We start from the raw sequence: 21322 nt of genomic DNA, 5'->3' as shown, positions 1-21322 counted from the left end.
GCCCTGCCCGCAGCGGTTCCGGCGCAGTCTGCAAGTGCCCCGGGCTGGTGGCGTGGAGAAGCCGGCGTAACCCGCGACGAACGGTGCGATTCGCATTTCCGGACGTTCGCGCAGTTCTGGCGCGCCGGCAGCGACGAATATGACGGCCGCAATTGCTATATGCCGGCGGCGCCCTCCGGCTTTCGACAGGGCAGTTACACGCTCACGACCCGCCTGCCTGAAATGGAATATTCCTGGAAGCAGGACTATCGTTACGTCTCGCTAATGGTCCTCTGGAACAGCGACGGAAGCGCGCCGGTCAGCGCCGGTCAGTTCGGAAGCGACTTTGCCGGAGCAAAATGGTCGGAAGGCCTGATCATGTACGGCCCCTATGACACGCCGGTTCGCCAGGAGGCCGGGCTTTGCCCTGGGGGCAAGGCGATGCTTCGCGACCTGTTTCGCTATTCGCTGAAAGAGGAGTTGCCGGGCAACGCCTTTGTCGCGGCCTGCTCGGTCAACAATTATCTCAACGCCGCACGAAAGCGGGTCGTGGGCCTGATCGTCGTCGTCGCTGTCCCGAAGAAAGCCGCGAGTTCGGCCCCCGGCCCGGTGCGGGCGGCGCCTGCGGCCTGCTCCACCTCGCTCCTAGCGGGCCAGTGGCGCGCGTCCGGGCCGCAGCTTTCGGCCAAGGGGCTGTCGATCGACTTCGCCAATTTCGGCGCGGTCCGGCCGCATGGGGCGAACCAGCCCGCGCTGCAGGGCCGCTTCGGCATCCACTCCGCGCACCGCAACCACCTCTCGCTGCTGCCCGAGGCGATTTATACCAACGCGCCGGGGCAGATGATCGGCGGCAAATGCCTGATCCCGCTGGTCCGCGCGCCGATCGACAGCAATGTCTCGCGCACCGCCGCGCTGGTCGATCCGGCAACCGATTCGCTGCGCTTCATCAGCGACGGCACCGGCTATGGCGGCCAGCCCGGCAATTACCGGCTGTTCGCCGCGGCAGCGACGGAGGGGCTGCCCAACATGGGCGGGCGATGGGTGCGCGGCGCCGCGGCGCCCGAGCCGGAGCGCATCTGCAGGCCCGCAGACATCAACGGCCAGTGGAGCCGGCCGGACGGCGCGCTCGTCACCTTCGCGGGCGTCGGCAGCTACAGGGACGGCGGCAATGCGTCGATGCAGCGGCACCCCGGCTTCTGGCTGCAGAGCCAGATGAAGTTCACCGGCGTGCGCCACGTGCGCGGCTGCACCTATTCCGCGAAATGCTTCACGACCAAACGCACCTATGTCGACGGGAAGCCCAATTACAGCATCCTTGAAGACACCTGCGAGATCACCGTCGATCCGGCCGGGAAGAAGATGCGCACCACCGGATCGCACGGAAGCTATGTGCGCGGCAATATCCCGGCCCCGCCGCAACCGCGCACGATCAAGCGGGCGGATGTGCTGAAAAGACCCGATATGTCGTTGGTCAACTATCCGGACAGGGCTGCAAAGGCTGGAATCGGCGGCAAGGTCGACATCACCCTGACAGTCGGAACCGATGGGAGAGCGACGGACTGCGTGGTGACGTCGCCTCCTCTGGGCGCGGGGCTGGATGAGGCTTCCTGCCAGATTTGGATGCGGCAGGCCCGTTTCAGCCCCGAGCTGGTCGATGGCGAGCCGGCCGAGTCAAAGGTCAGAACCTCGGTGGTCTGGCGCGCGCCCAGCGATTGAGCGTCAGTCGCAATCGGCGCACTTGCCGCGCACTTCGATCACCGGGCGTTCGGGGCTGAAGCCCGCGCCCCGGGCGGCGGCGCGCACCGTCTTGGTGATCGCGTCGTCGTCGATGTGCGTGGTCTGGCCGCAAGCGTCGCAGACCAGGAAGATGCAGTCGTGCAGGCAATCCGGGTGCGCGTTCGCGACATAGGCGTTGGCGCTCTCCACCCGCCGGGCCAGGTTGGCGCCGACGAACAGGTCGAGGATGCGGTAGACGCTGTTGGCGGCCACGCGGCGGCCCTCCAGCTTCGACACCGCTTCGGCGATGTCATAGGCGGACGCCGGCTTGTCGAACCCGGCCAGCGCCTCGAACACGCGCTCGCGCATCACCGTCCACTGCTCGCCCGATTTCTCGAGCGTGGTCTGCGCGGCGCGGGTCAGGTCGGCGCCGTGATGCTCGTGATGGTGGTGATGCGCGGCCATGGGTGGGATTTAGGCCCGCCGCGCCCAACCGGCAAGATCAGGGGACGATCAGTAGGTGGCGCGGCGGTTCAGATCGTGGCCCAGCGCGACGAAGCTGACGCCGATCAGGGTCCACATGATCTCGAAATCGCCGTGCGGCAGGGTGAGCGCGCCGGCCATGATGCCCAGCCCGAACGCCCCGACCGCGGCCGGAAGGATATAGCCGTGCGACACGATCCCGCGCCCCAGCGCGACGATGCCGAACAGGATCGCCAGCATCAGTCCGATCTCATGGATGCGCGGATCGAGCAGCCCGCCCGCGGACGAGATCAGCGCCAGCAGCACCGTCGTCGCCACGCAATGCGCCAGGCACAGGCCGGAAATCCCGATCGCAACGCGATCGAGACGCGAATCCAACTGCCCCCAAAGGCGCGAAAGCGAAAGAGTCGCCGGCATGGGCGGGGATATAGACCCGCGGGGTTGAAGTTACAACATATCATGTCCGGCATTTTGCCGGTGCCGGGGCGCGCCTGGCGGGGGCCGATGGCCGGTTCGGCCGGGGCCTGCGGCGGATGGGCCGGGCGGCGCTCTAGGGGGACGCCGCCCGGCCGTGCCCGCACATGCCGAACTTAGGCATGTTTGCCGGCACTGGCCAGCCGGATCGCGGTTGCCCGTGCGATCCGGCCGCCCAGCGCCTCCGGTCAAACCGGCAGGCGGGCGGATAGATAATGCGCCTGGGCCGCTTCGGTTGCATGGATCGCCAAAAGCGATCGTGCCTCGGCGGCGCTGCCGGGCCGTCCGCCGCGATCGGAGGCGGCGTCCAGCACGCGATCGAGCAGCGCCTGGCCCTCGTGCCACCAGCCGATTCCGCTGGCGGCGTTCAGATGCCCCTGCGCGCCTGCGTCGACGAAATGGCTGCCCCAGGCGGTGGCCAGCGCGCGGGCGCGATCGATGCCGATCCACGCATCGTCCTGGCTCGCCACCAGGATGGAGGGGAAGGGCAGCAGCCGCGCCGGGCTGGGGCGGAAGGTGGCCAGCTCGCGCGGAGCGTCGCCGCGGTCGACGTCGGGCGGCGCCACCAGCAGCGCGCCCGCCACCGGCAGGCCGAACGGCTGGCCGGCAAGCTCCGCCCACCACGCCACCGCCAGGCAGCCCAGCGAATGCGCGGCGAGCACCACCGGCGCCTGCGCCTGGCGGATCGCCTGGTCCAGCTTGGTCACCCAGGCGTTGCGATGCGGCGAATCCCACATGCCCAGCTCCACGCGCCGCGTGTCGGGCCGGGATTCCTCCCACAGCGTCTGCCAGTGCGATGGGCCGGAACTGCCGAGCCCGGGCACGGTCAGCACGATCGGTGCGGGGCGGTCGGGCGATGCGTAGAAGGTCATGGAGGACTCTCCCGAATTGCGGCCGGTATCCGGGGATTTAATTCCTACTGATTAGATATGCTATTTGGTTGCGGCGAGGCGGGCGGCGGTTGCGCCGGGCCGAAGCCGCCCCCTAAAGAGGCGCCATGGCAAAGCTTCGCGCCGATCAGATGCTCGTGGACCGCGGACTCGCGGAAAGCCGCACGCGCGCGCAGGCGCTGATCATGGCCGGGCTGGTCTTCGCGGGCGATCGCAAGGTGGAGAAGGCGGGCCAGACGCTGGCGGAGGATGCCGCGCTGGAGGTGCGCGGGCGCGATCATCCCTGGGTATCGCGCGGGGGGATCAAGCTGGCGCACGCGCTCGATCGCTTCGGCTGGGATGTCGCAGGCGCGGTGGCGATCGACGTGGGCTCCTCGACCGGGGGCTTTACCGACGTGCTGCTCACCAAGGGCGCGGCGCGGGTCTATGCGGTCGATTCGGGCACCAACCAGCTTGCCTGGAAGCTGCGTCAGGACCCGCGCGTGATCGTCCACGAACAGACCAGCGCGCGCGTGCTCACCGACGCGCATGTGCCCGAAGCGGTGGACCTGATCGTGTGCGACGCCAGCTTCATCGGGCTGGCCAAGGTGCTGGAGGTGCCGTTGCGCTTCGCCGCGCCGGGCGCGCGGCTGCTGGCGCTGATCAAGCCGCAGTTTGAGGCGGGGCGGGGCGAGGTGGGCAAGGGCGGCGTCGTCCGTGATCCGGAAATCCATGCCCGCGTCTGCCGCGAGGTCGCCGAATGGCTCGAATCGACCGGCTGGCGGGTCGAGGGCGTCGTAGAAAGCCCGATCACCGGGCCGGAGGGCAACGTCGAATTCCTGATCGCCGCGCATCGCGGCGTCGCCGGAAATTGATCGATTCGGCTGCGAATTCGCAACACTGCGGACATCGAGCGATGCGCAGAATGACGCGGTGCGGAATTATCCCCGCAAAGCCTTGCCTTTAGTTGGCGCGCGGAATAGCCGCAGAGGGTGCGCATGCGATTTTCATTGGCTTTGGCAACGATCGCCGCCCTGCTGGCCGGCTGTGGAGGAAAGCCCGCGGCAGGCGGTCCCCCGCGTGAAGCGCCGCTGGTAACGGTGGCGCCGGTCCAGTCCGCCCGCTTCGTCGAGGCCGTGGACGCGGTGGGTACCGCACGCGCGAACGAGCAGGTGACGCTCGCCGCGCCGGTGACCGAGCGGGTGCTCCGCCTCAACTTCGACGACGGGGCCTTTATTCGCAGCGGCCAGGTGGTTGCCGTGCTGGCTTCGGGTCAGGAGAACGCCCAGCTAGCGGAGGCCGGCGCGCGCGAGCGCGAGGCACGCCAGCAGCTCCAGCGGCTGCAGTCGCTCAAGGCGCGCGGCTTCGCCACCAACAGCGCGGTCGATGCCCAGGAGGCGCTGGCCGCCCAGGCCGCGGCACAGGCGGCCGAGGCGCGTGCCTCGATCGGCGATCGCGTGATCCGCGCGCCCTTCTCCGGCTGGGTGTCGCTTCGCACTATCTCCGCCGGCGCGGTCGTCTCCGCCGGGACGGAGATCGCGCAGATCAGCGACATCTCGCAGATCAAGCTCGATTTCGCGGTGCCGGAGACGCTGCTCGCGCGCGTGGCGCCGGGGCAGGTGATCGAGGCGCGCGCCGCCGCCTTCCCCGATCTGGTGTTCCACGGCACCGTCGCCAGCGTCGATCCGGTGCTGAACGCAGAGACGCGCGCCGCCACGGTGCGCGCGATCCTGCCCAACCCCGATCTGAAGCTGAAGCCGGGGATGCTGCTCACCGTGCGCGTCCAGTCGACCGAGCGCAACTCGCCGGCCGTGCCGGAACTGGCGGTGGTGGGCGAGGGCGATCGCAACTTCGTCTATGTGATCGACGGCGATGTGGCGCGGCGCGTGCCGGTCCGCATCGGCCAGCATCAGGACGGCATGGTCGAGATCCTGGACGGGATCCGCCCCGGCCAGCGCATCGTGACCGAGGGCGTGGTCAAGCTTACCGACGGCCAGAAGGTTCGTACCGGCGGCGGCGGCGGTGGTGACGGCGCGCCGAAGGGCAAGCCCAAGGGCGGGGCAGGCTGATGCAGCTTTCGGACCTTTCCGTCCGCCGCCCCGTCTTCGCCGCGGTTCTGGCGATGCTGCTCACGATCGTCGGGCTGGTGGCCTACACCTCTCTCTCGGTCCGCGAATATCCTGACACCGATCCGCCGATCGTTTCGGTGCAGACCACCTATACCGGCGCCGCCGCCAGCGTGATCGAATCGCGCATCACCCAGCCGCTCGAAGACCGCCTGTCGGGGATCGAGGGGCTGGAGACGATCACCTCGCGATCGCGCGACGGCAATTCGGACATCACGCTGGAGTTCCGCCCCGGCCGTGACGTGGAGGAGGCGGCCAACGACGTGCGCGATCGCGTCGGCGGCGCGGCGAACGACCTGCCCGAAGACGCGCTGGCGCCCCAGGTGCAGAAGGTCGACGCCGACGCGCTGCCGATCATGTTCGTCACGGTATCGCGGCCCGGCTGGTCGCCGCTGGAGCTGTCCGACTGGGTGGACCGCAACCTCGCCGACCGGTTCGCCAACCTGGACGGCGTGGCGCGCGTGTTCGTGGCGGGCGAGGCGCGTCCCTCGATGCGCGTGTGGCTCCAGCCGGCCCGGCTCGCCGCGTTCCAGATGACCCCGGCCGATGTAGAGGCGGCGCTGCGCCGGCAGAATGTCGAGCTGCCCGCCGGGCGCCTCGAATCGCGTCAGCAGAACGCCACGCTGCGCGTCGAGCGGCAGTTCCGCACGCCGGAGAGCTTCGCCGCGCTGGTGATCGGCCGCGGCCCTGACGGCTATCAGGTCAAGCTGGGCGACGTGGCCCGTGTCGAGCAGGGGGCGGAGAATCCCTACACCGTGTTCCGCGTCAACGGCGCGCAGGGGGTGGGGCTGGGCATCGTCCGCCAATCGGGCGCGAACACGCTGGCGGTGGCGGACGCCGCCAAGCAACTGATGGAAGAAATCCGGCCCACGCTGCCTCCCGGCGTGGAACTGGGCGTGGGATCGGATGATTCGCTGTTCATCGGCCGCGCGATCGAGGGGGTGTGGCACACGCTGGGTGAGGCCGCGGTGCTGGTGGTGCTGGTGATCTTCCTGTTCCTGGGAAGCTGGCGGGCCACGCTGATCCCGGCGGTTACCGTGCCGATCTGCCTGCTGGGCGCGATGGCGGTGCTGTGGCTGTTCGGCTTTTCGATCAATCTGCTGACGCTGCTGGCGATGGTGCTGGCGATCGGACTGGTCGTCGACGACGCGATCGTGGTGCTGGAGAATGTCTATCACCGGATCGAGGCGGGCGAGCCGCCGCTGGTGGCGGCGTTCCGCGGCACGCGCCAGGTGGGCTTCGCGGTGATCTCCACCACGCTGGTGGTGTGCGCGGTGTTCGTGCCGGTGTGCTTCCTGGCGGGGCAGACGGGGCTGTTGTTCCGCGAACTCGCGGTGGCGATGATCGGCGCGATCGCCTTTTCCGGCTTCCTGGCGCTCAGCCTGACGCCGATGCTCTGCTCGAAGCTGCTGCGGCACGAGGGGCGCGGACGGCTGACCGGCTGGATCGATGCGCGGTTCCGCAGTTTCGAGGGTTTCTACGGCCGCAAGCTCGACTGGGTGCTGCGCAAGCCGTTGCTGCCGCTGCTGGCGGTGGTGCTGTTCCTTGGGCTGGCGGGCGCTGCCTTCGTCACGCTGAAGTCCGAACTGGTGCCCGCCGAGGACCAGGGCGTGGCCCAGGTCCAGATATCGGCGCCGGAAGGCACGGGCTTCGCCGAAATGAACCGGCTGATGACCGACGCGCAGAACCAGTTGCTGCCCATGGTGGGGCAGGGCGCGGTGCGCACCCTGATCACGCGCGCGCCGCAGGGGTTCAGCGCCAGCGACGATTTCAACGGCGGCGCCTTCATCGTCTTCCTGAAACCCTGGGAGGATCGCAGCCAGACCACCCAGCAGGTGGCGCAGCAGATCAACGCCAAGCTGGCGCAGATGCCCGCGATCCGCGGCAACGCCCAGGTGCGTTCCGCGCTCGGCCGCGGCCGCAACCAGCCGATCGGCTTCGTGATCGCGGGCAGCAGCTATGACGATCTGGCGCGCGCGCGCGATCGCATCCTGCGCGCGGCATCGGCCAACCGCGGCATCGTCAACCTCGATTCGGACTATAAGGAGACCAAGCCCCAGCTCCGCATCGACGTGGACGCCACCCGGGCTGGCGATCTGGGCATATCGGTCCAGTCGGTCAGCGAGGCGCTGCAGAGCCTGCTCGGCAGCCGCCGCGTCTCCACCTATGTCGATCGCGGCGAGGAATATCGCGTGATCGTCCAGGCCGAGGAGGCGGATCGCGCCAACCTGTCCAACCTTGCCTCCATTTATGTCCGCGCGCGCGACGGCGGGCTGGTGCCGCTTTCCAACCTGGTGAACGTGCGCCAGCAGGCGGGGCCGCGCGACCTGGGACGGTTCAACAAGCTGCGCGCCATCACGCTCTCGGGCGGGCTGGCCCCCGGCTATTCGCTGGGCGAGGCGCTGGCCTTCCTCCAGGACCAGGCCCGCCAGTCGCCCGAGGTGCTGGCGGTGGGATACCGCGGCGAGAGCCAGGCCTATATCGAGACCGGCGGATCGATCCTGATGGTGTTCGCGCTCACCATATTGATCGTCTACCTGGTGCTCGCGGCGCAGTTCGAAAGCTTCCTCCATCCCGCCGTCATCATCACCACGGTGCCGCTGGCGGTGGCCGGGGGCGTGATCGGCATGTGGGCGACGGGCACGTCGCTCAACCTCTACAGCCAGATCGGCATCGTCATGCTGGTCGGGCTGGCGGCGAAGAACGGCATCCTGATCGTGGAATTCGCCAACCAGCTCCGCGACGAGGGTCTCGAAGTGGCACAAGCGATCCGCCAGGCGGCCCAGCGGCGCCTGCGCGCGATCCTGATGACCTCGATCGCCACAGTGGCGGGCGCGGTGCCGCTGGCGATGGCTGGCGGGGCCGGCGCGGCCGCGCGATCGGCGATCGGCGTGGTTGTGATTTTCGGCGTGGCGCTTGCCACCTTGATCACGCTATTCCTGATCCCGATACTGTACAGCCGGTTAGCCGGACGCACGAGCTCTCCGCAGGCGGTGGGCCGGGCGCTCGACGCCGCGCTGGAGGATGGCGATTCCGGCGGCGGCGACGGCGAACCGTTGCGTCAGGCGGCGGAATAGGAGGTTCGCGGACTTGAGAGAGATTGCATCGAAGGGCCAGCTACGCCTCGCCTATCTGCGCTGGGCGGTGGTCACGGTGCCCTTTATCCTGCTGCTGGGGTTCACCTCCGCGCGGCTGCTGCCGGCGGGGCAGGCCAACCCCTGGTACCGCCAGCTCGCGCTGCCGCCCGACATGCCGGAGGAATGGATGTTCCCGGCGGCCTGGGCAGCGATCTATGTGCTGCTGGGCCTGGCGCTTGCGATGATCATCAACGCGCGCGGATCGACGCTGCGCGGCCCTGCGATCGTGGTGTTCACGGTGCTGATGGGCGGCAACTTCCTGTGGCCGCTGCTGTTTTTCGGCATGCACCAGATCTTCTGGACGCTGGTGCTGGTCGGTGGTCTTGGCGCGCTGGCGCTGGTGGCGCTGATCCTGTTCGGCCGCATCCGCATCGCCGCCGGGCTGCTGATGGTTCCGTATATCGCCTGGCTGGGCTATGCGGGCTTCCTGCTCTATCAACTCGACCGGATGAATCCGAATGCGGAGAGCATCGTTCCCTCCCGGTCCAGCGACCAGATCCTGGTCATCTAAAGGTATCGTGACATGCAGACCGACAACCGCCTGTTCGACGATTTCGTCAAGTTCGTGAACGGCGCGGCGGGCACGCTCGCCGGGATGGCGCGCGAGACGGAAAGCGCCGCGCGCGATCGTGCCAAGGAATGGCTCGGCGGGCTCGATTTCGTGAGCCGCGACGAATTCGAGGTGGTGAAGGCGATGGCCGTCTCCGCGCGGGACGAGGCCGATGCGCTCGCCGCCCGCGTCGCCGCGCTGGAGGCCCAGCTTGCGGCTTCCGCGCCCGCCGCCCCCAACGCCGCCGCGGCGCCCAAGGCGGCTGCCAAGCCTGCCGCGAAGGCGCCGCGCAAGCCGAAGGCCTAACGGCTTGTCCACAGCTTTTCGACAGGCGTGCCCACGCCGCACTTGTAGCCGGGCCGCGCGATTGGCAGGATTCCCGCCGGGGCCCGCGTGCGGGGTGTGGAGGTTGTGATGCTCGACGAAGCGGAGTTCGACCGCGACGACGCGGCGCCCATCGACATGCTCGAAAGCTATTTCGCCGCCCATGGCTGGAGCCATGAGCGCGAGGACGAAGAGATCGTCGCCAGGGTCAAGGGCAGTTGGACCGAATATGAGCTGCGCGCCATCTGGCGCGAGGACGATGGCGTCCTTCAGTTCCTGGCCTTCCCCGACATCCGCGTGCCCGACGAACGCAGGATCGCGCTGTATGAGGCGATCGGGCTGGTCAACGAACAGCTCTGGATCGGCCATTTCGAGCTTTGGTCGTCCAGCGGCATCCTGCTGTTCCGCCACGCCGCGATGGTGGACGGCGATGAGCCGACGCTCAGCCTGGGCCAGGCCGAGATGCTGGTGGAAAGCGCGATCGACGAGTGCGAGCGCTTCTATCCGGTGTTCCAGTTCGTGCTATGGGGCGGCAAGACCCCGGCCGAGGCGCTGGCCGCCGCGCTGATCGAGACGCAGGGCGAAGCTTGAGCATTTCCGCGCCGGGCAGCATCTGGCTGGTCGGGTGCGGGAACATGGGGGCCGCGATGCTGCGCCGCTGGATCGCGGCCGGCATCGATCCCGCCAGCGTTACCGCCATCGATCCCTATACCGCCGCCGTCCCCGATGGCGTCACCCTGCTGCGCCAGGCGCCCGCCGATGGCGCGCCCGACGTGCTGGTGCTGGCGATCAAGCCGCAACAGCTTGGCGCGATGCCGCCGCTCGGCGGGCCGGGCACGCTGCTGATCTCGATCCTGGCGGGGGTGGAGGAGGCGACGCTGGCCGCGCGCTTCCCCGTGCGTGCGGTGGTCCGCGCGATGCCCAACCTGCCGGTGAGCATCGGCAAGGGCGTGGTGGCGCTGCACGGGGCGCAGGCCGATGCCGCCGCGCGCGCGACTGCGGACCTGCTGATGGCGCCGCTCGGCCGCGTCGAATGGCTGGCGGATGAGGGGCTGTTCCACATCGTCACCGCGCTTTCGGGCAGCGGGCCGGGCTTCGTCTATCGCTTCATCGATGCGCTGGCGCAGGCCGGGACGGCGCTGGGCCTGCCCGAGGATCAGGCGCTACGCTTCGCCATCGCCACGGTGGAGGGCGCCGCCGCGCTGGCCGATGGCGCGGGTGCCGGCCCCGCCGAGCTGGCCGATCGCGTCGCAAGCCCGGGCGGCACGACGCGCGCGGGGCTGGACGTGCTCGATCGCGACGCGGGGCTGATGCGGCTGGTCCGCGAAACGCTCGACGCCGCCGCCCGCCGCAGCGCCGAACTGGCCGAGGCCGCGCGCAACGCCTGAGGGCGGGGCGGTGGCCCGATCAGCCGTTCAGCGGAATATCCCTAACGCCCCAGCCCGGCGACCCGCGCGCGCTCGTCCTCCGGGATCAGCCCCTCCAGCACGGCCCAGAATCCGCCCACCGCGCCCTGGCCCGCGCTCGAATAGGCCGCCGCCATCTTCGCCCGCAGCGCCTCGAACAGCTCGGCCTCGAACGCCGTCCCCTCGGCCGTCAGCCGCAGCAGCCGCTGGCGCCGGTCGCGATCGCCGGCGCGCGTCTCCACCAGCCCGCGCTCGGTCAGCTCGGTCAGCACGCGGCCCAGCGATTGCTTGGTGATCGCCAGCAGCTTCAGCAGCTCGCTCACCGTCAGATCGGGCTTGCGCGCGATGAAATAGAGCGCGCGGTGGTGCGCGCGGCCCATGCCCTTGTCGGAAAGCCCCGCGTCGATCGATCGGGTGAGGTGGCTGTAGCCGAAATAGAGCAGCTCCACGCCGCGGCGGATCTCAGGCTCGCGCAGGAACAGCGGGGATGCGGGAATTGGGGCAGCCATGTTGACCAATCCTGCCACCGGCCCTAGGCGTTGGCAAGCGGTGCGCGGCACGGATTCCCATGATCGCCGCGCCTTAGCGGGACAGGATGATGGAAGACGCCACGACTCTCGATTTCGCGTTTCAGCCGCACGCCAGCCCGGTTCCGGCCGATGTGCGTGCCGGATTGCTCGCCAATCCGGGCTTCGGCAAGACGATCACCGATCACATGGTGGTGATCAACTATGCCGAAGGGCGCGGCTGGCACGATGCGCGCGTGGTGCCCTATGGCCCGCTTTCGATCAGCCCGGCCTGCGCGGTGCTCCATTACGCACAGGAGATTTTCGAGGGGCTGAAGGCATATCGCCTGCCCGATGGCGGCGCCGCGCTGTTCCGGCCGGAGGCGAACGCCCGCCGCTTCAACGAATCGGCCGATCGCATGGCGATGCCGCGCATCCCGGAGGCGCTGTTCCTCGCCGCGCTGCACCAGATGGTGCGCGCCGACGGCGCCTGGATCCCGGAGATCGAGGGCGGATCGCTCTATCTGCGCCCCTTCATGTTCGCGTCGGAGAATTTCCTGGGCGTGAAGCCTGCGTCGGAATTCCTGTTCATCGTCATCGCCTCGCCCGCGGGCTCCTATTTCAAGGACGCCGATTCGGTGACGCTGTGGGTGTCCGAACACTATACGCGCGCGGCGCCGGGCGGCACGGGCGCGGCCAAGTGCGGCGGCAACTATGCCTCCAGCCTGATCGCCCAGGCGGAGGCGATCCGCGAGGGATGCCATCAGGTGGTGTTCCTCGACGCGGCCGAGCGCAAATGGGTGGAGGAGCTGGGTGGCATGAACGTGATGTTCGCGTTCGACGACGGTTCGATCCAGACGCCGCCGCTGGGCGGCACGATCCTGCCCGGCATCACCCGCGATTCGCTGCTCACGCTGGCGCGCGACGCAGGGTTCACGGTGCGCGAGGAGCCCTATTCGATCGATCAGTGGCAGGCCGACGCCGCCAGCGGCCGCCTGCGCGAGGCGTTCGCCTGCGGCACGGCGGCGGTGGTGACGCCGATCGGCAAGGTGCGCGGCCGCGGCTTCGAATTCTCGATCGGCAATCAGGGGCCGGGGCTGGTGGCGCAGAAGTTCAAGGATCAGCTCGTCGCCATTCAGCGCGGCCGGGCGCCCGATCCGCACGGATGGTTGCACCGGCTCTCCTGAGCCCCTTCCATCCCGCGCCCGCCCGGCTATAAGCCGCGCGGCCTGCTGGGGCGTAGCCAAGTGGTAAGGCAACGGTTTTTGGTACCGTGTACCGAAGGTTCGAATCCTTCCGCCCCAGCCAGCATTGCGGCCTGTTCCAGCAAACACACCCTGCGCTGCGGGTAGTTGGCCGGCGGTGCCCGGCCCCCAGTCGCCGGCGTCAAGCCGCGGGGAGGGCGGGGAAGCCAAATTCGGCGGCGATGGCGGCGTTGTCCGCGCCCAGTTCGGGGGGAGGGGCCAGCCGGTCCAGCCGGGCGCCGTCGAAGGTGATCGGGCTCTTGATGCCGACCACCTCGCCCATCGCCGGATGCGTGCTGCGGGTGAAGGTGCCCAGATGCGCCACCTGCGGATCGTCCTGCACCTGGTCCACGGTGTGGACGGGCGCCGCGGGCACCTCGGCCGCGGCGAGCCGCTCGATCCATTCGGCGCGGCTGCGCGTCACGAAGACCCCGCCCAGGATATCGCGCAGCAGCGGATAGTTGCGAATCCGCGCGGCTGGGGTGGCGAAGCGTTCGTCGTCCGCCATCTCCGGCCGGCCGATCGCCTCCAGCAGCCCCTCCCAGAACTTCCGCACGGACGATAGGTGGACCGTCACCATCAGCCCGTCCGCCGCGATCAGCGTATAGGCCTGGGAGATGCGGATGCGCGTCTCCGGCGTCGATATCACGCCCGCGCGCGTATATTGGGCGAAGGCATCGGGGATGAAGGCGATCGCCGCCTCCAGCATGTTGACCTCCACATGCCCGCCGGTGCCGCAGGCTCCGCGCCGCAGAAGCGCGCCCAGCACGCCCTGCACCGCGAACATTCCCGTGATGTTGTCGGCGATCGTCGGGCCGGACATCCTGGGATCGGCCGGATCGAGCAGCAGCGATGCCATGCCGGAAAGCGCCAGAGGCACGCTGTCATAGGCCGGCCGCGAGCGATAGGGGCCGGTCGCGCCGAAGCCGGTGATGGAGGCGCGGATCAGCCGCGGGTTGATCGTGCGCAGCCGCGCATTGTCCAGCCCCATGCGCTCCATCACGCCGGGGCGGAAATTCTCGATCACCACGTCGGCACGCGCCAGCAGCAGCGAAAGATTGGCCAGCCCCGCGGCGTCGCGCAGATCGATCTGGATGCTTTCCTTGCCGCGGTTATAGGCGACGAAGGGGGGGCTGTAATTGCCGCCGCCATGGCCGCGAAAGGGATCGCCCGTCTCCGGGTGCTCCACCTTGATCACCCGCGCGCCCATGTCTGACAGCATCATGCCGGCAAGCGGGGCGGTGACCATCGTGCCCAGCTCGACGACCAGCAGATCCTTCAGAACCGCGTGCATCACAGGCCCGCCTGCCGCAGGATCGATCGCGCCATGGTGGTCTTCAGCACCTCGGTCGGACCCTCGGTGATGCGGAAGCTGCGCAGGTCGCGCCAATAGCGTTCCAGCGGCGTCTCGCGCGTCAGGCCCATGCCGCCGTGGAGCTGCAGGCAATCGTCGACCACCTTGAACCCGCTTTCGACGCCGGTGATCTTGGCCATGAAGGTCTCGACGCGCGCGTCCATCCCGCGATCGGCCCTGGCCGCGGCATCGCGCACCATCAGCCGTGTCGCGTGCAGCGCCATATATCCGTCCGCCAGCATCCACTGCACGCCCTGCCGGTCCGAAAGCAGCGCGCCGAAGGTCTTGCGCTGCTTCACATAGGCGGCGGTCAGCTCCAGGCATCGCGCCATCGCGCCGCACGAATGCGCGCCGTGGCGGATGCGGCCGTGGTTGATGTAGTTCTGCGCCAGCGCGAAGCCCATGCCCTCCTCGCCTACCAGATGGCTTGCGGGAACCTCCACCCCGTCGAAGAACAGCTCATAGGGCGTGTCGCCCATCATCGTCATCTCGGCCGGGCCGATGCGCACGCCGGGCGTGTCCATGTCGACGATGAAGCAGGATATGCCGCCGCGTGCGCCGCGTTCGGGGTCGGTCACCGCCATCACCTGCGCGAAATCGGCGGTCGCGGCCTTGGTTATGTAGCGTTTGTTGCCCGTGATCCGCCATCCGTTCGCGGTGCGCACGGCCTGGGTGCGCATCGAGGCGGGATCGGATCCGGCGTCGGGCTCGGTCTGGGCGAAGCAAGCCTTCCGCTCGCCGCGAAGCGCGGGCATCAGGTAGCGTTCGCGCATCTCGCCCTGCAGCGAAAGCAGGATCGGTCCGATCGTGGGGCCGAAGATGCCGTGATCGCGCGCGGAAACCGCGGTGGTGCGTGCGATCTCTTCCCAGAAGATCGCCAGCGCGGTCAGGTTGAGGTCCGCGCCGCCCAGTTCCGCAGGAACGTCGACCAGCCAGAAACCCGCCGCGCGCGCCTTTTCGGCCGCGGCCGCCTCGTGCTCGGGGGGCAGCTTGCCCTCGATGGTGACGTGGCGTTCCAGCGGCATCAGCTCGCGCTCGACGAATCGGCGCACGCCGTCGCGGAACAGGATCAGCTCCTCCGGCAGGCTATAGTCGGGGGCGGTCTCAAACATGCTTCTGCCTTTTTGCGGGATGCTGGCGGTCAGGGTTTCGGCGGCGCGGCGCGGCGGTCAGGCGATGCGCCGGATCCGGTCATAGGAGAGCGTTACGGTCACGCCGCCCGTGCCCACGCGGATCTCGCCGCCGGGCGGGCCGTCGAACGCGCCGGTCGCGCCGGTTCGCGCCACCGCCAGCAGTTCGCCGGTCACCGTCCGCCCGTCGATCAGGTGGAAGGTGATCGGGCCGGGATGCCCGCGGTGAAGCCGGTCGAACAGCGCCTGATCGACGGCGTTGAATGCGTCGCGGTCCATGCGCGGGCTCCGGGTGCGCGCGGCCGGCGGCGAACCGCCGGCCCGCGGTCACGCCGCCACCTCGTTGACCTGCTTGGGCATGTGCGCGTCGGCGGAGAGCCGCTGCCACGCCTTGCCGGGCACGCCCTTTTCGATCGCGGCCATCTCGCGCAGGTACAGCCGGCGCAGCAGTGCGATGCCCATGTCGGAACGGCCCAGCACCTCCTTGGTGCGGTCAACGATCGCGCCCTGGCCCACCGCCGCGACATAATCCTGCGCGGAGGTGAGCTGGACCAGCCTGTCGTCGGGCAGGTTGCCCTTGACGAACAGGTCCTCATGGTGATCGGCCGGGTCATATTCCGAGTATTTCTCGAAATATTCGCGGATGCGCGCGTCGGTCTCCGGGGTTGTTGAGGGGATCGAATAGATCAGGAACCGCATTGTGTTCTCGTCGTCCACGGGCGTCATCCACACGCCCACGTCCACCCAGGGATCGTCCACCTCCAGCGTGGGGTGCGAGATGTGGTTGTTGTTGGGGAAGGTCCAGTCGGACACGCGCTTCGATCCCTGCGATCGTACCGCGGTCTGGCGGATGCCCGCCTCGGTCTCCTCATAGGACAGCTCAGGCACCGTCGCGGCCACGACCGACCCGAACGAGCCCACGCGGCCCCAATGGTGGACGAAGCTGACATGCACCGCATCCATCGAGTTCTCGACCTGCTGCAGCCAGTTGCACGGCCACGTCTCGATGCGCGCGAACTGCAGCGCGCCGGGCCGCTCGAACACCGATTTGCGCGGCAGCTCGAACGCGGGTGCCTCGCCCATGCCCATATAGGCGAAGATCAGCCCGGCATATTCCTGCACCGGATAGCTGGCCACCTTGATATGCCCGTTCCCGGCGCTGAGCTCCGCGGGGCGTTCGGTACACCGTCCTTTCCCGTCGAACTTCCAGCCATGGTACATGCAGCGGAGCTCGTCGCCCTGCACCCATCCGTTGGCGAGCAGCGTCAGCCGGTGGGGGCACAGCCCGCCGACCAGGAAGGGCGTGCCGGTTTCTCCGCGATACAGGGTCAGGTCCTCGCCCATCACGCGCAGCTTCCGGGCACGGCCGGGCTGCACGTCCTCTGAACGGCCCACCGGCTGCCAGAAGCTGCGCAACAGTTTGCCCATGGCGGTGTCCGCGCCGGTCAGGTGCAGCTTGCGAAGCCGTTCCATCGCCGCGCTCTCAGCGGTGCGCTCATTCATGCTCATTCTCCTGCCGGGGGCGGTCCTGGCCGTGCGCCGGCTCCCGCTGCCCGGGGATCAGCCATTCCTGGGGCTCCCCGAAGCGGGTGACGCGGGTCCGTTCCGCATAGTCCTTGATGTTGACGCCGCTGTGGATGCCGGGCGTCCAGGTGGGGTATTTGTGCCGCAGCCCGGCATCGACCGGGATGTCGATGCCGGTGATCACCGCGGATTCGTCCGAAGCCAGGAACACGGTGGCCCAGGCCAGGTCGGAGGCGCGCGGAAAGCGCTGGAGCGGCAGCATCTTCAGATATTCGTCGCGCGAATAGAACGACATCCGGTCCGGCCGCTGCCAGTCCGGATCCAGCACCTCGTCCTTCATCAGTGTCCAGAGCTGGTGCTCCATCGCGCAGGGGGTCACCGTGTTCACGCGGATGCCGTGCTGGGCCAGGTCCATCGCCGCCGATCGCGCGAAGCTGAGTAGAGCGGCCTTGGACGCGGTATAGGCCGCGCCGGAAGCCTCGCCGAAATGGGCAGCGGTGGAGAGCAGGTGGATGATCGATCCGCCGTGCCCGCCCGCGATCATCGCCCGGGCGGCATGCTGGGTCGTCAGCAGCCCTGCCGTGGGGAAGCTCAGCACCGCGTCGTTCCAGTCGTCCAGCGCCATGTCGAGCAGGTGCGACCAGTGGACGCGGCCCGCCATGTTCACGGCGATGTCGACGCGGCCAAAGCTATTGACCGTTTCCGCCACGATGCGCGCGACGTCCGCGGCGCTGGTCGCATTGCCCTGGATGGCATGCGCCGTCAGGCCGCGGCTGCGCAGGAAGGCCACGGTTTCCTCCGCGGCTTCCAGGCTGACGTCGGCAACCGCCACCCGGGCGCCTTCGCGGGCGAGAAAATGGGCGATCGTGCCGCCGATATTTGGGCCGGCGCCGAATATGATCGCCACCTTGCCTTGCAACCTGTCCATCGGATCCTCTGCCTGGACGCCGCGCTCGAATCGCGGTGCGCGGGAACGTTTGTTCAATTGGCGGGGTTTGCGAAGGCGCCTCGGCTGAGGCGCCCGTAGAGCGGACACGGGCGGCCAGGCCGCCCGCGCCCGGCTCTGGTCAGCCTGCGGCTGGCGCCGGGGCCGGCTGTTGCTCCGGCTCCGCGTCGCGCGGCGGCGTGGTCAGGTCCAGCGTCTTGCGGAAGCTCTCCGGCGCGCGGAGGATCGCGATCGCCGATATCACGCTCAATGCGATGTAGAATATCGCCACCCCGCTGGGATCGCTGCCGCCCCCGCTCATCAGCAGCCATGTGGCGATCAGCGGCGCGAACCCCGCCGACAGCGTGGAGCCGAGCTGAAAGGTCACCGCCATGCCGCTGTAGCGGATGTCGGCGGCGAACTTCTCGCCCATCCAGGCGCTGATCGGCCCGCCCATCAGCGCGTGGATCAGCGGATTCGCCAGCGCGAGCGCCAGCAGCAGCGCCAGCGGGCTGCCCGTGTCGATCAGCCAGAAGATCGGGAAGATCAGCACGATTCCCGCGATCACGCCCGTCAGCATCACCGGCCTGCGTCCCACCCGGTCCGAAAGGATCGCGAAGGCCGGGATGGTGAAGATGTGGAGGATGTTGACGATGGTCAGCAGTCCCAGCGCCTCGGATCGCGCATGGCCGGCCACATTGATCGCGTAATTGACCATGAAGGTCGCCGCCAGCGTCGTCATCGCCAGGCATGCCAGGCTGCCCAGCACGCCGTTGACCAGCTCGCGCGGGTAGGCGCGGAACACCACCAGCAGCGGAATCTGCGGCTTGCGCCCGCGTTCCTGCTTGCGCGCCTCCATCATCGCCACGAAATCGGGCGTCTCCTCGACCGATCGGCGCATATAGACCGCCAGCGCCACCAGCAGCGCGCTCAGCAGGAACGGCACGCGCCATCCCCAGCTCAGGAACGCGGCTTCGTCCATCGCGGCGAAGGGCATCAGCACCAGCGTGGCCATCACGGCGCCGGTGGGCGCGCCCGATCCCACGATCGATGCGGCGAACCCGCGCGATCGCTTGCCGGCATGCTCCATCGAAAGCAGCGTCGCGCCGGCCCATTCGCCGCCCACGGCAAAGCCCTGGACCAGCCGCAGCGCGATCAGCGCCAGCGGCGCGGCGATGCCCACCTGCGCGTGCGACGGCAGCACCCCCATCAGAAAGCTGGCCGCGCCCATCAGGTAGAGAGTCATCATCAGCATCTTCTTGCGGCCGATGCGGTCGCCGTAATGGCCGAAGAAGATCGCACCCAGCGGACGCGCGACATAGCCCACCGCCAGCGTGGCGAACGAGGCGAGCGTCGCCACCTTGGGATCCAGCGAGAAGAACACGGTGGGGAACACCAGCGCCGCGGCGATCCCATAGAGCAGGAAGTCGTAATATTCGATCGCCGAGCCGAGATAGCTCGACCACAGCGCGCGGCGGCGCATTTTCGGATCGGCCGAATTGTCTGCCGGGTGGGCCATAAAACCAGTCTCTCCGTACCACTCCGACCGACTCGGGGGAAACCGCGCGATCAGAATTTTTATTGAATGTATATTCTGGAACCTGCTATCTCCTCTACAACGCAGGCGGGTGGCTGTCATCCCGCTTATGGGCTCCGGCGCCGCCCCGGGGCCTTGCCCGGAAGAGGCCGGGCGCGGGGCGCGGCAAGAAACTGGCCCGCTGTCCGGAAGACGGACAGGGCACGGCGGCGGAAGCCGGGGATCATGGGGTACTGGGAGAGAGATTGATGGGCGGTTTGACCTGGGAAAGCACCAGCCGGCGCGTTCGCACCAAGAATTGGGACATTCACTACAACGAGGCGGGCAGCGGCTTTCCCGTGGTGCTGGTGCATGGCGGCGGGCCGGGCGCTTCGGGATGGAGCAACTATAATCCCAACATCCCCTATCTCTCGCAGCACTTCCGCGTGCTGGCCGTGGATCTTCCCGGCTGGGGACGCTCGCAGCCCGTGAAATATGAGGACCGCGACAATTCCGGCGCGCTCGCGGAGCTGCTGGAAACGCTTGGGATCGCCCGTGCGGCGGTGGTCGGCAATTCGATGGGGGGCGCCTCGGTCGTCCGACTGGCCTATGAGCGGCCGGACCTGGTATCGCACCTGATCACCATGGGGTCGCCGTCGGGCGTGCCCGGCATCTTCGAGGCGGCGGGGCTGACCGAGGGTGTGAAGGTGCTCGAACGCGCCTATTTCGAGCCGAGCCTGGAGACGATCCGCGCGCTGACCAACGTGATGACGTTCGATACCTCGAACGTCACCGACGAGTTGATCCGCGAACGGCTGGAAAACACGCTGGCGCAGAAGGCGCATGTCGACAACTGGATCGGCGGGCATGGCAAGGGGCCGATGGTGCGGCTCAACCAGGATCTGATCCCGACGATCGCCGCGCCGGCGTTGCTGATGCATGGCCGCGACGATCGCGTGACCCATTTCACCCACGCGATCCGCCTGGCGGGTATGATCCGCAATTCGCGCGCGCTGATCGTCAATCGCTGCGGCCACTGGCTGCAGCTCGAACATGCCGGCGAGTTCAACTCCATGGTCCACCGCTTCATCGCGGACAATCCGGGCGGCTGATCGCCGCCCGGCCGGAACGGCGGCCGGCGCATTCGAAAAAAAAGACAATGATAATAATGGGAAAGGTGTTGGAGGAGGGTTTGGAGCAATGGCTATCGATGGGCGTCTGCTGACGGTTATTAAGTCGATTAACGAACTCGGGATCTGCACGGTGGTGGACATCCACCGGGTGACGGGGATCTCACGGCCGGCGGTACACCGGATCGTGAACAGCCTCTGCTCGTTCGGCTATACCGAGCGGGTGGACGGCAAGAGCGCGATCCGGCTGACCTCGGAGATCCTGTCGCTCAGCGCGGGCTACAAGCCGGAGAACCGGATGGCCGAAAAGGCGGCGCCGGTCCTTTCGCGGCTGCAGAACCGGATCCGCTGGCCCTTCACCTTCGCCACCCCGCGCGACGACATGATGATTGTCCAGGAAACGACGCGCGACAGCAATCCGTTTGTGTTCGACAGCGGGCGCACGGGCATGCACCTGCCGATGCTCTCAACCGCGATGGGCTGCGCCTATCTGGCCTTCTGCGCCGAGGAGGACCGCGAGGCGATCCTGGAGGATGCCCGCCGGCGCGGCGCACGCGACGAGTTCATGGTCGCCGCGCGTCACCGTATCGCCCAGGCGGCGGAACGGGGATTCGCGCTGCGTACCGGCGGCGAGCCCGAACGGACCAGCACGATCGCGGTGCCGGTGGTGATCTATTCCACGGCGGTCGCCTCGCTATGCACCACCTTCCCGACCTCCGCCGTGCCGCTGGACGAGGCCTGCTCCAAATATCTCCCCGAACTCCACGATGCCGCGAAGTCGATCGCGGCGTCGCTGGAGAACTGAGCCGGGGGAACCGCGGATTCGCCGCCCTTGAACCCGGCGCGGCGATGGCGGACAAGGCCGCTCCCGGCGGCGGCATCGCCGCGCCGGACGGCTATATCGGGGGAATGCAGGAAATGGAGCGCGC

Annotated in this window: 21 protein-coding genes and 1 tRNA gene; 12 read left to right on the top strand and 10 right to left on the bottom strand. The window is 68.5% G+C overall.

Annotation, left to right across the window (positions count from 1 at the left end; all coding sequences use genetic code 11):
- Nucleotides 1–222: 222 nt before the first annotated feature.
- Nucleotides 223–1695 carry an energy transducer TonB gene (locus OM513_RS13350; protein ID WP_264944924.1) on the top strand — a complete coding sequence of 491 codons (1473 nt, stop codon included), beginning with the start codon at nucleotides 223–225 and terminating at the stop codon, nucleotides 1693–1695.
- Nucleotides 1696–1698: 3 nt separating this feature from the next.
- Here OM513_RS13350 and OM513_RS13345 read toward each other — a convergent pair whose 3' ends face one another.
- The 3 genes from OM513_RS13345 to OM513_RS13335 form a co-directional block, all read right to left on the bottom strand.
- On the bottom strand, nucleotides 1699–2160 hold the full coding sequence (locus tag OM513_RS13345; RefSeq protein WP_264944923.1) for a Fur family transcriptional regulator: 462 nt from the start codon (nucleotides 2158–2160) through the stop codon (nucleotides 1699–1701).
- Nucleotides 2161–2208: 48 nt separating this feature from the next.
- On the bottom strand, nucleotides 2209–2595 hold the full coding sequence (locus OM513_RS13340; protein WP_264944922.1) for a MerC domain-containing protein: 387 nt from the start codon (nucleotides 2593–2595) through the stop codon (nucleotides 2209–2211).
- A gap of 245 nt (nucleotides 2596–2840) precedes the next feature.
- Nucleotides 2841–3524, bottom strand: a complete 684-nt coding sequence (locus OM513_RS13335) for an RBBP9/YdeN family alpha/beta hydrolase (RefSeq protein ID WP_264944921.1) — start codon at nucleotides 3522–3524, stop codon at nucleotides 2841–2843.
- Between the two features lie 125 nt (nucleotides 3525–3649).
- On the opposite strand from OM513_RS13335, the gene OM513_RS13330 reads away from it, so the two are divergent.
- From OM513_RS13330 to OM513_RS13300, 7 genes are all read left to right on the top strand, one after another.
- Nucleotides 3650–4396, top strand: a complete 747-nt coding sequence (locus tag OM513_RS13330) for a TlyA family RNA methyltransferase (protein WP_264944920.1) — start codon at nucleotides 3650–3652, stop codon at nucleotides 4394–4396.
- A gap of 123 nt (nucleotides 4397–4519) precedes the next feature.
- Entirely contained in the window at nucleotides 4520–5590 is a 1071-nt protein-coding gene (locus tag OM513_RS13325; RefSeq protein ID WP_264944919.1) for an efflux RND transporter periplasmic adaptor subunit, read from the top strand.
- Nucleotides 5590–8724, top strand: a complete 3135-nt coding sequence (locus OM513_RS13320) for an efflux RND transporter permease subunit (protein WP_264944918.1) — start codon at nucleotides 5590–5592, stop codon at nucleotides 8722–8724. The genes OM513_RS13325 and OM513_RS13320 overlap by 1 nt, the downstream gene beginning before the upstream one ends.
- A 13-nt stretch (nucleotides 8725–8737) precedes the next feature.
- Nucleotides 8738–9295 (top strand): TspO/MBR family protein, encoded by a 558-nt coding sequence (locus tag OM513_RS13315; RefSeq protein WP_264944917.1) that lies wholly within the window; start codon nucleotides 8738–8740, stop codon nucleotides 9293–9295.
- A 12-nt stretch (nucleotides 9296–9307) separates the two neighbouring features.
- Nucleotides 9308–9640 carry an accessory factor UbiK family protein gene (locus OM513_RS13310; protein ID WP_264944915.1) on the top strand — a complete coding sequence of 111 codons (333 nt, stop codon included), beginning with the start codon at nucleotides 9308–9310 and terminating at the stop codon, nucleotides 9638–9640.
- Between the two features lie 105 nt (nucleotides 9641–9745).
- Nucleotides 9746–10249: a YbjN domain-containing protein gene (locus OM513_RS13305; RefSeq protein ID WP_452653609.1), complete on the top strand. Its 504-nt coding sequence runs from the start codon at nucleotides 9746–9748 to the stop codon at nucleotides 10247–10249.
- On the top strand, nucleotides 10246–11046 hold the full coding sequence (locus OM513_RS13300; protein ID WP_264944912.1) for a pyrroline-5-carboxylate reductase family protein: 801 nt from the start codon (nucleotides 10246–10248) through the stop codon (nucleotides 11044–11046). The genes OM513_RS13305 and OM513_RS13300 overlap by 4 nt, the downstream gene beginning before the upstream one ends.
- A gap of 41 nt (nucleotides 11047–11087) precedes the next feature.
- Here OM513_RS13300 and OM513_RS13295 read toward each other — a convergent pair whose 3' ends face one another.
- A complete protein-coding gene (locus OM513_RS13295) occupies nucleotides 11088–11573 on the bottom strand; it encodes a MarR family transcriptional regulator (protein WP_264944911.1) in 486 nt (161 codons plus the stop codon).
- 89 nt (nucleotides 11574–11662) lie between these two features.
- On the opposite strand from OM513_RS13295, the gene OM513_RS13290 reads away from it, so the two are divergent.
- Both OM513_RS13290 and OM513_RS13285 read left to right on the top strand, forming a co-directional pair.
- Nucleotides 11663–12757, top strand: coding sequence for a branched-chain amino acid aminotransferase (locus tag OM513_RS13290; protein ID WP_264944910.1), 1095 nt, complete (start codon nucleotides 11663–11665; stop codon nucleotides 12755–12757).
- A gap of 46 nt (nucleotides 12758–12803) precedes the next feature.
- A tRNA-Gln gene (locus tag OM513_RS13285) sits at nucleotides 12804–12878 on the top strand.
- Nucleotides 12879–12956: 78 nt separating this feature from the next.
- Here OM513_RS13285 and OM513_RS13280 read toward each other — a convergent pair.
- The 6 genes from OM513_RS13280 to OM513_RS13255 form a co-directional block, all read right to left on the bottom strand.
- Nucleotides 12957–14108, bottom strand: coding sequence for a CaiB/BaiF CoA transferase family protein (locus OM513_RS13280; protein ID WP_264944909.1), 1152 nt, complete (start codon nucleotides 14106–14108; stop codon nucleotides 12957–12959).
- A complete protein-coding gene (locus OM513_RS13275) occupies nucleotides 14108–15280 on the bottom strand; it encodes an acyl-CoA dehydrogenase family protein (RefSeq protein WP_264944907.1) in 1173 nt (390 codons plus the stop codon). The genes OM513_RS13280 and OM513_RS13275 overlap by 1 nt, the downstream gene beginning before the upstream one ends.
- Nucleotides 15281–15337: 57 nt before the next feature.
- Complete coding sequence (locus OM513_RS13270; protein ID WP_264944906.1) at nucleotides 15338–15577, bottom strand: hypothetical protein; 240 nt, start codon at nucleotides 15575–15577, stop codon at nucleotides 15338–15340.
- 48 nt (nucleotides 15578–15625) lie between these two features.
- Entirely contained in the window at nucleotides 15626–16801 is a 1176-nt protein-coding gene (locus OM513_RS13265) for a Rieske 2Fe-2S domain-containing protein (protein WP_264944905.1), read from the bottom strand.
- Complete coding sequence (locus tag OM513_RS13260) at nucleotides 16794–17750, bottom strand: SDR family NAD(P)-dependent oxidoreductase (RefSeq protein WP_264944904.1); 957 nt, start codon at nucleotides 17748–17750, stop codon at nucleotides 16794–16796. Before OM513_RS13260 ends, OM513_RS13265 begins: the two co-directional genes overlap by 8 nt.
- Nucleotides 17751–17889: 139 nt before the next feature.
- Nucleotides 17890–19266: an MFS transporter gene (locus OM513_RS13255; RefSeq protein WP_264944903.1), complete on the bottom strand. Its 1377-nt coding sequence runs from the start codon at nucleotides 19264–19266 to the stop codon at nucleotides 17890–17892.
- A 266-nt stretch (nucleotides 19267–19532) separates the two neighbouring features.
- Here OM513_RS13255 and OM513_RS13250 point away from each other — a divergent pair, with 266 nt between their 5' ends.
- Together OM513_RS13250 and OM513_RS13245 are read left to right on the top strand one after the other, a co-directional pair.
- Nucleotides 19533–20375, top strand: a complete 843-nt coding sequence (locus tag OM513_RS13250; RefSeq protein ID WP_264944902.1) for an alpha/beta fold hydrolase — start codon at nucleotides 19533–19535, stop codon at nucleotides 20373–20375.
- A gap of 88 nt (nucleotides 20376–20463) precedes the next feature.
- Nucleotides 20464–21198 carry an IclR family transcriptional regulator domain-containing protein gene (locus tag OM513_RS13245; RefSeq protein ID WP_264944901.1) on the top strand — a complete coding sequence of 245 codons (735 nt, stop codon included), beginning with the start codon at nucleotides 20464–20466 and terminating at the stop codon, nucleotides 21196–21198.
- Nucleotides 21199–21322: the final 124 nt, after the last annotated feature.

Origin of the sequence: Sphingomonas canadensis (genome assembly GCF_026013525.1) — a bacterium.
Taxonomy (GTDB): domain Bacteria; phylum Pseudomonadota; class Alphaproteobacteria; order Sphingomonadales; family Sphingomonadaceae; genus Sphingomonas; species Sphingomonas canadensis.
Note: the sequence above shows the minus strand (reverse complement) of the source record. Positions and strands in the feature narration are given on the sequence as shown.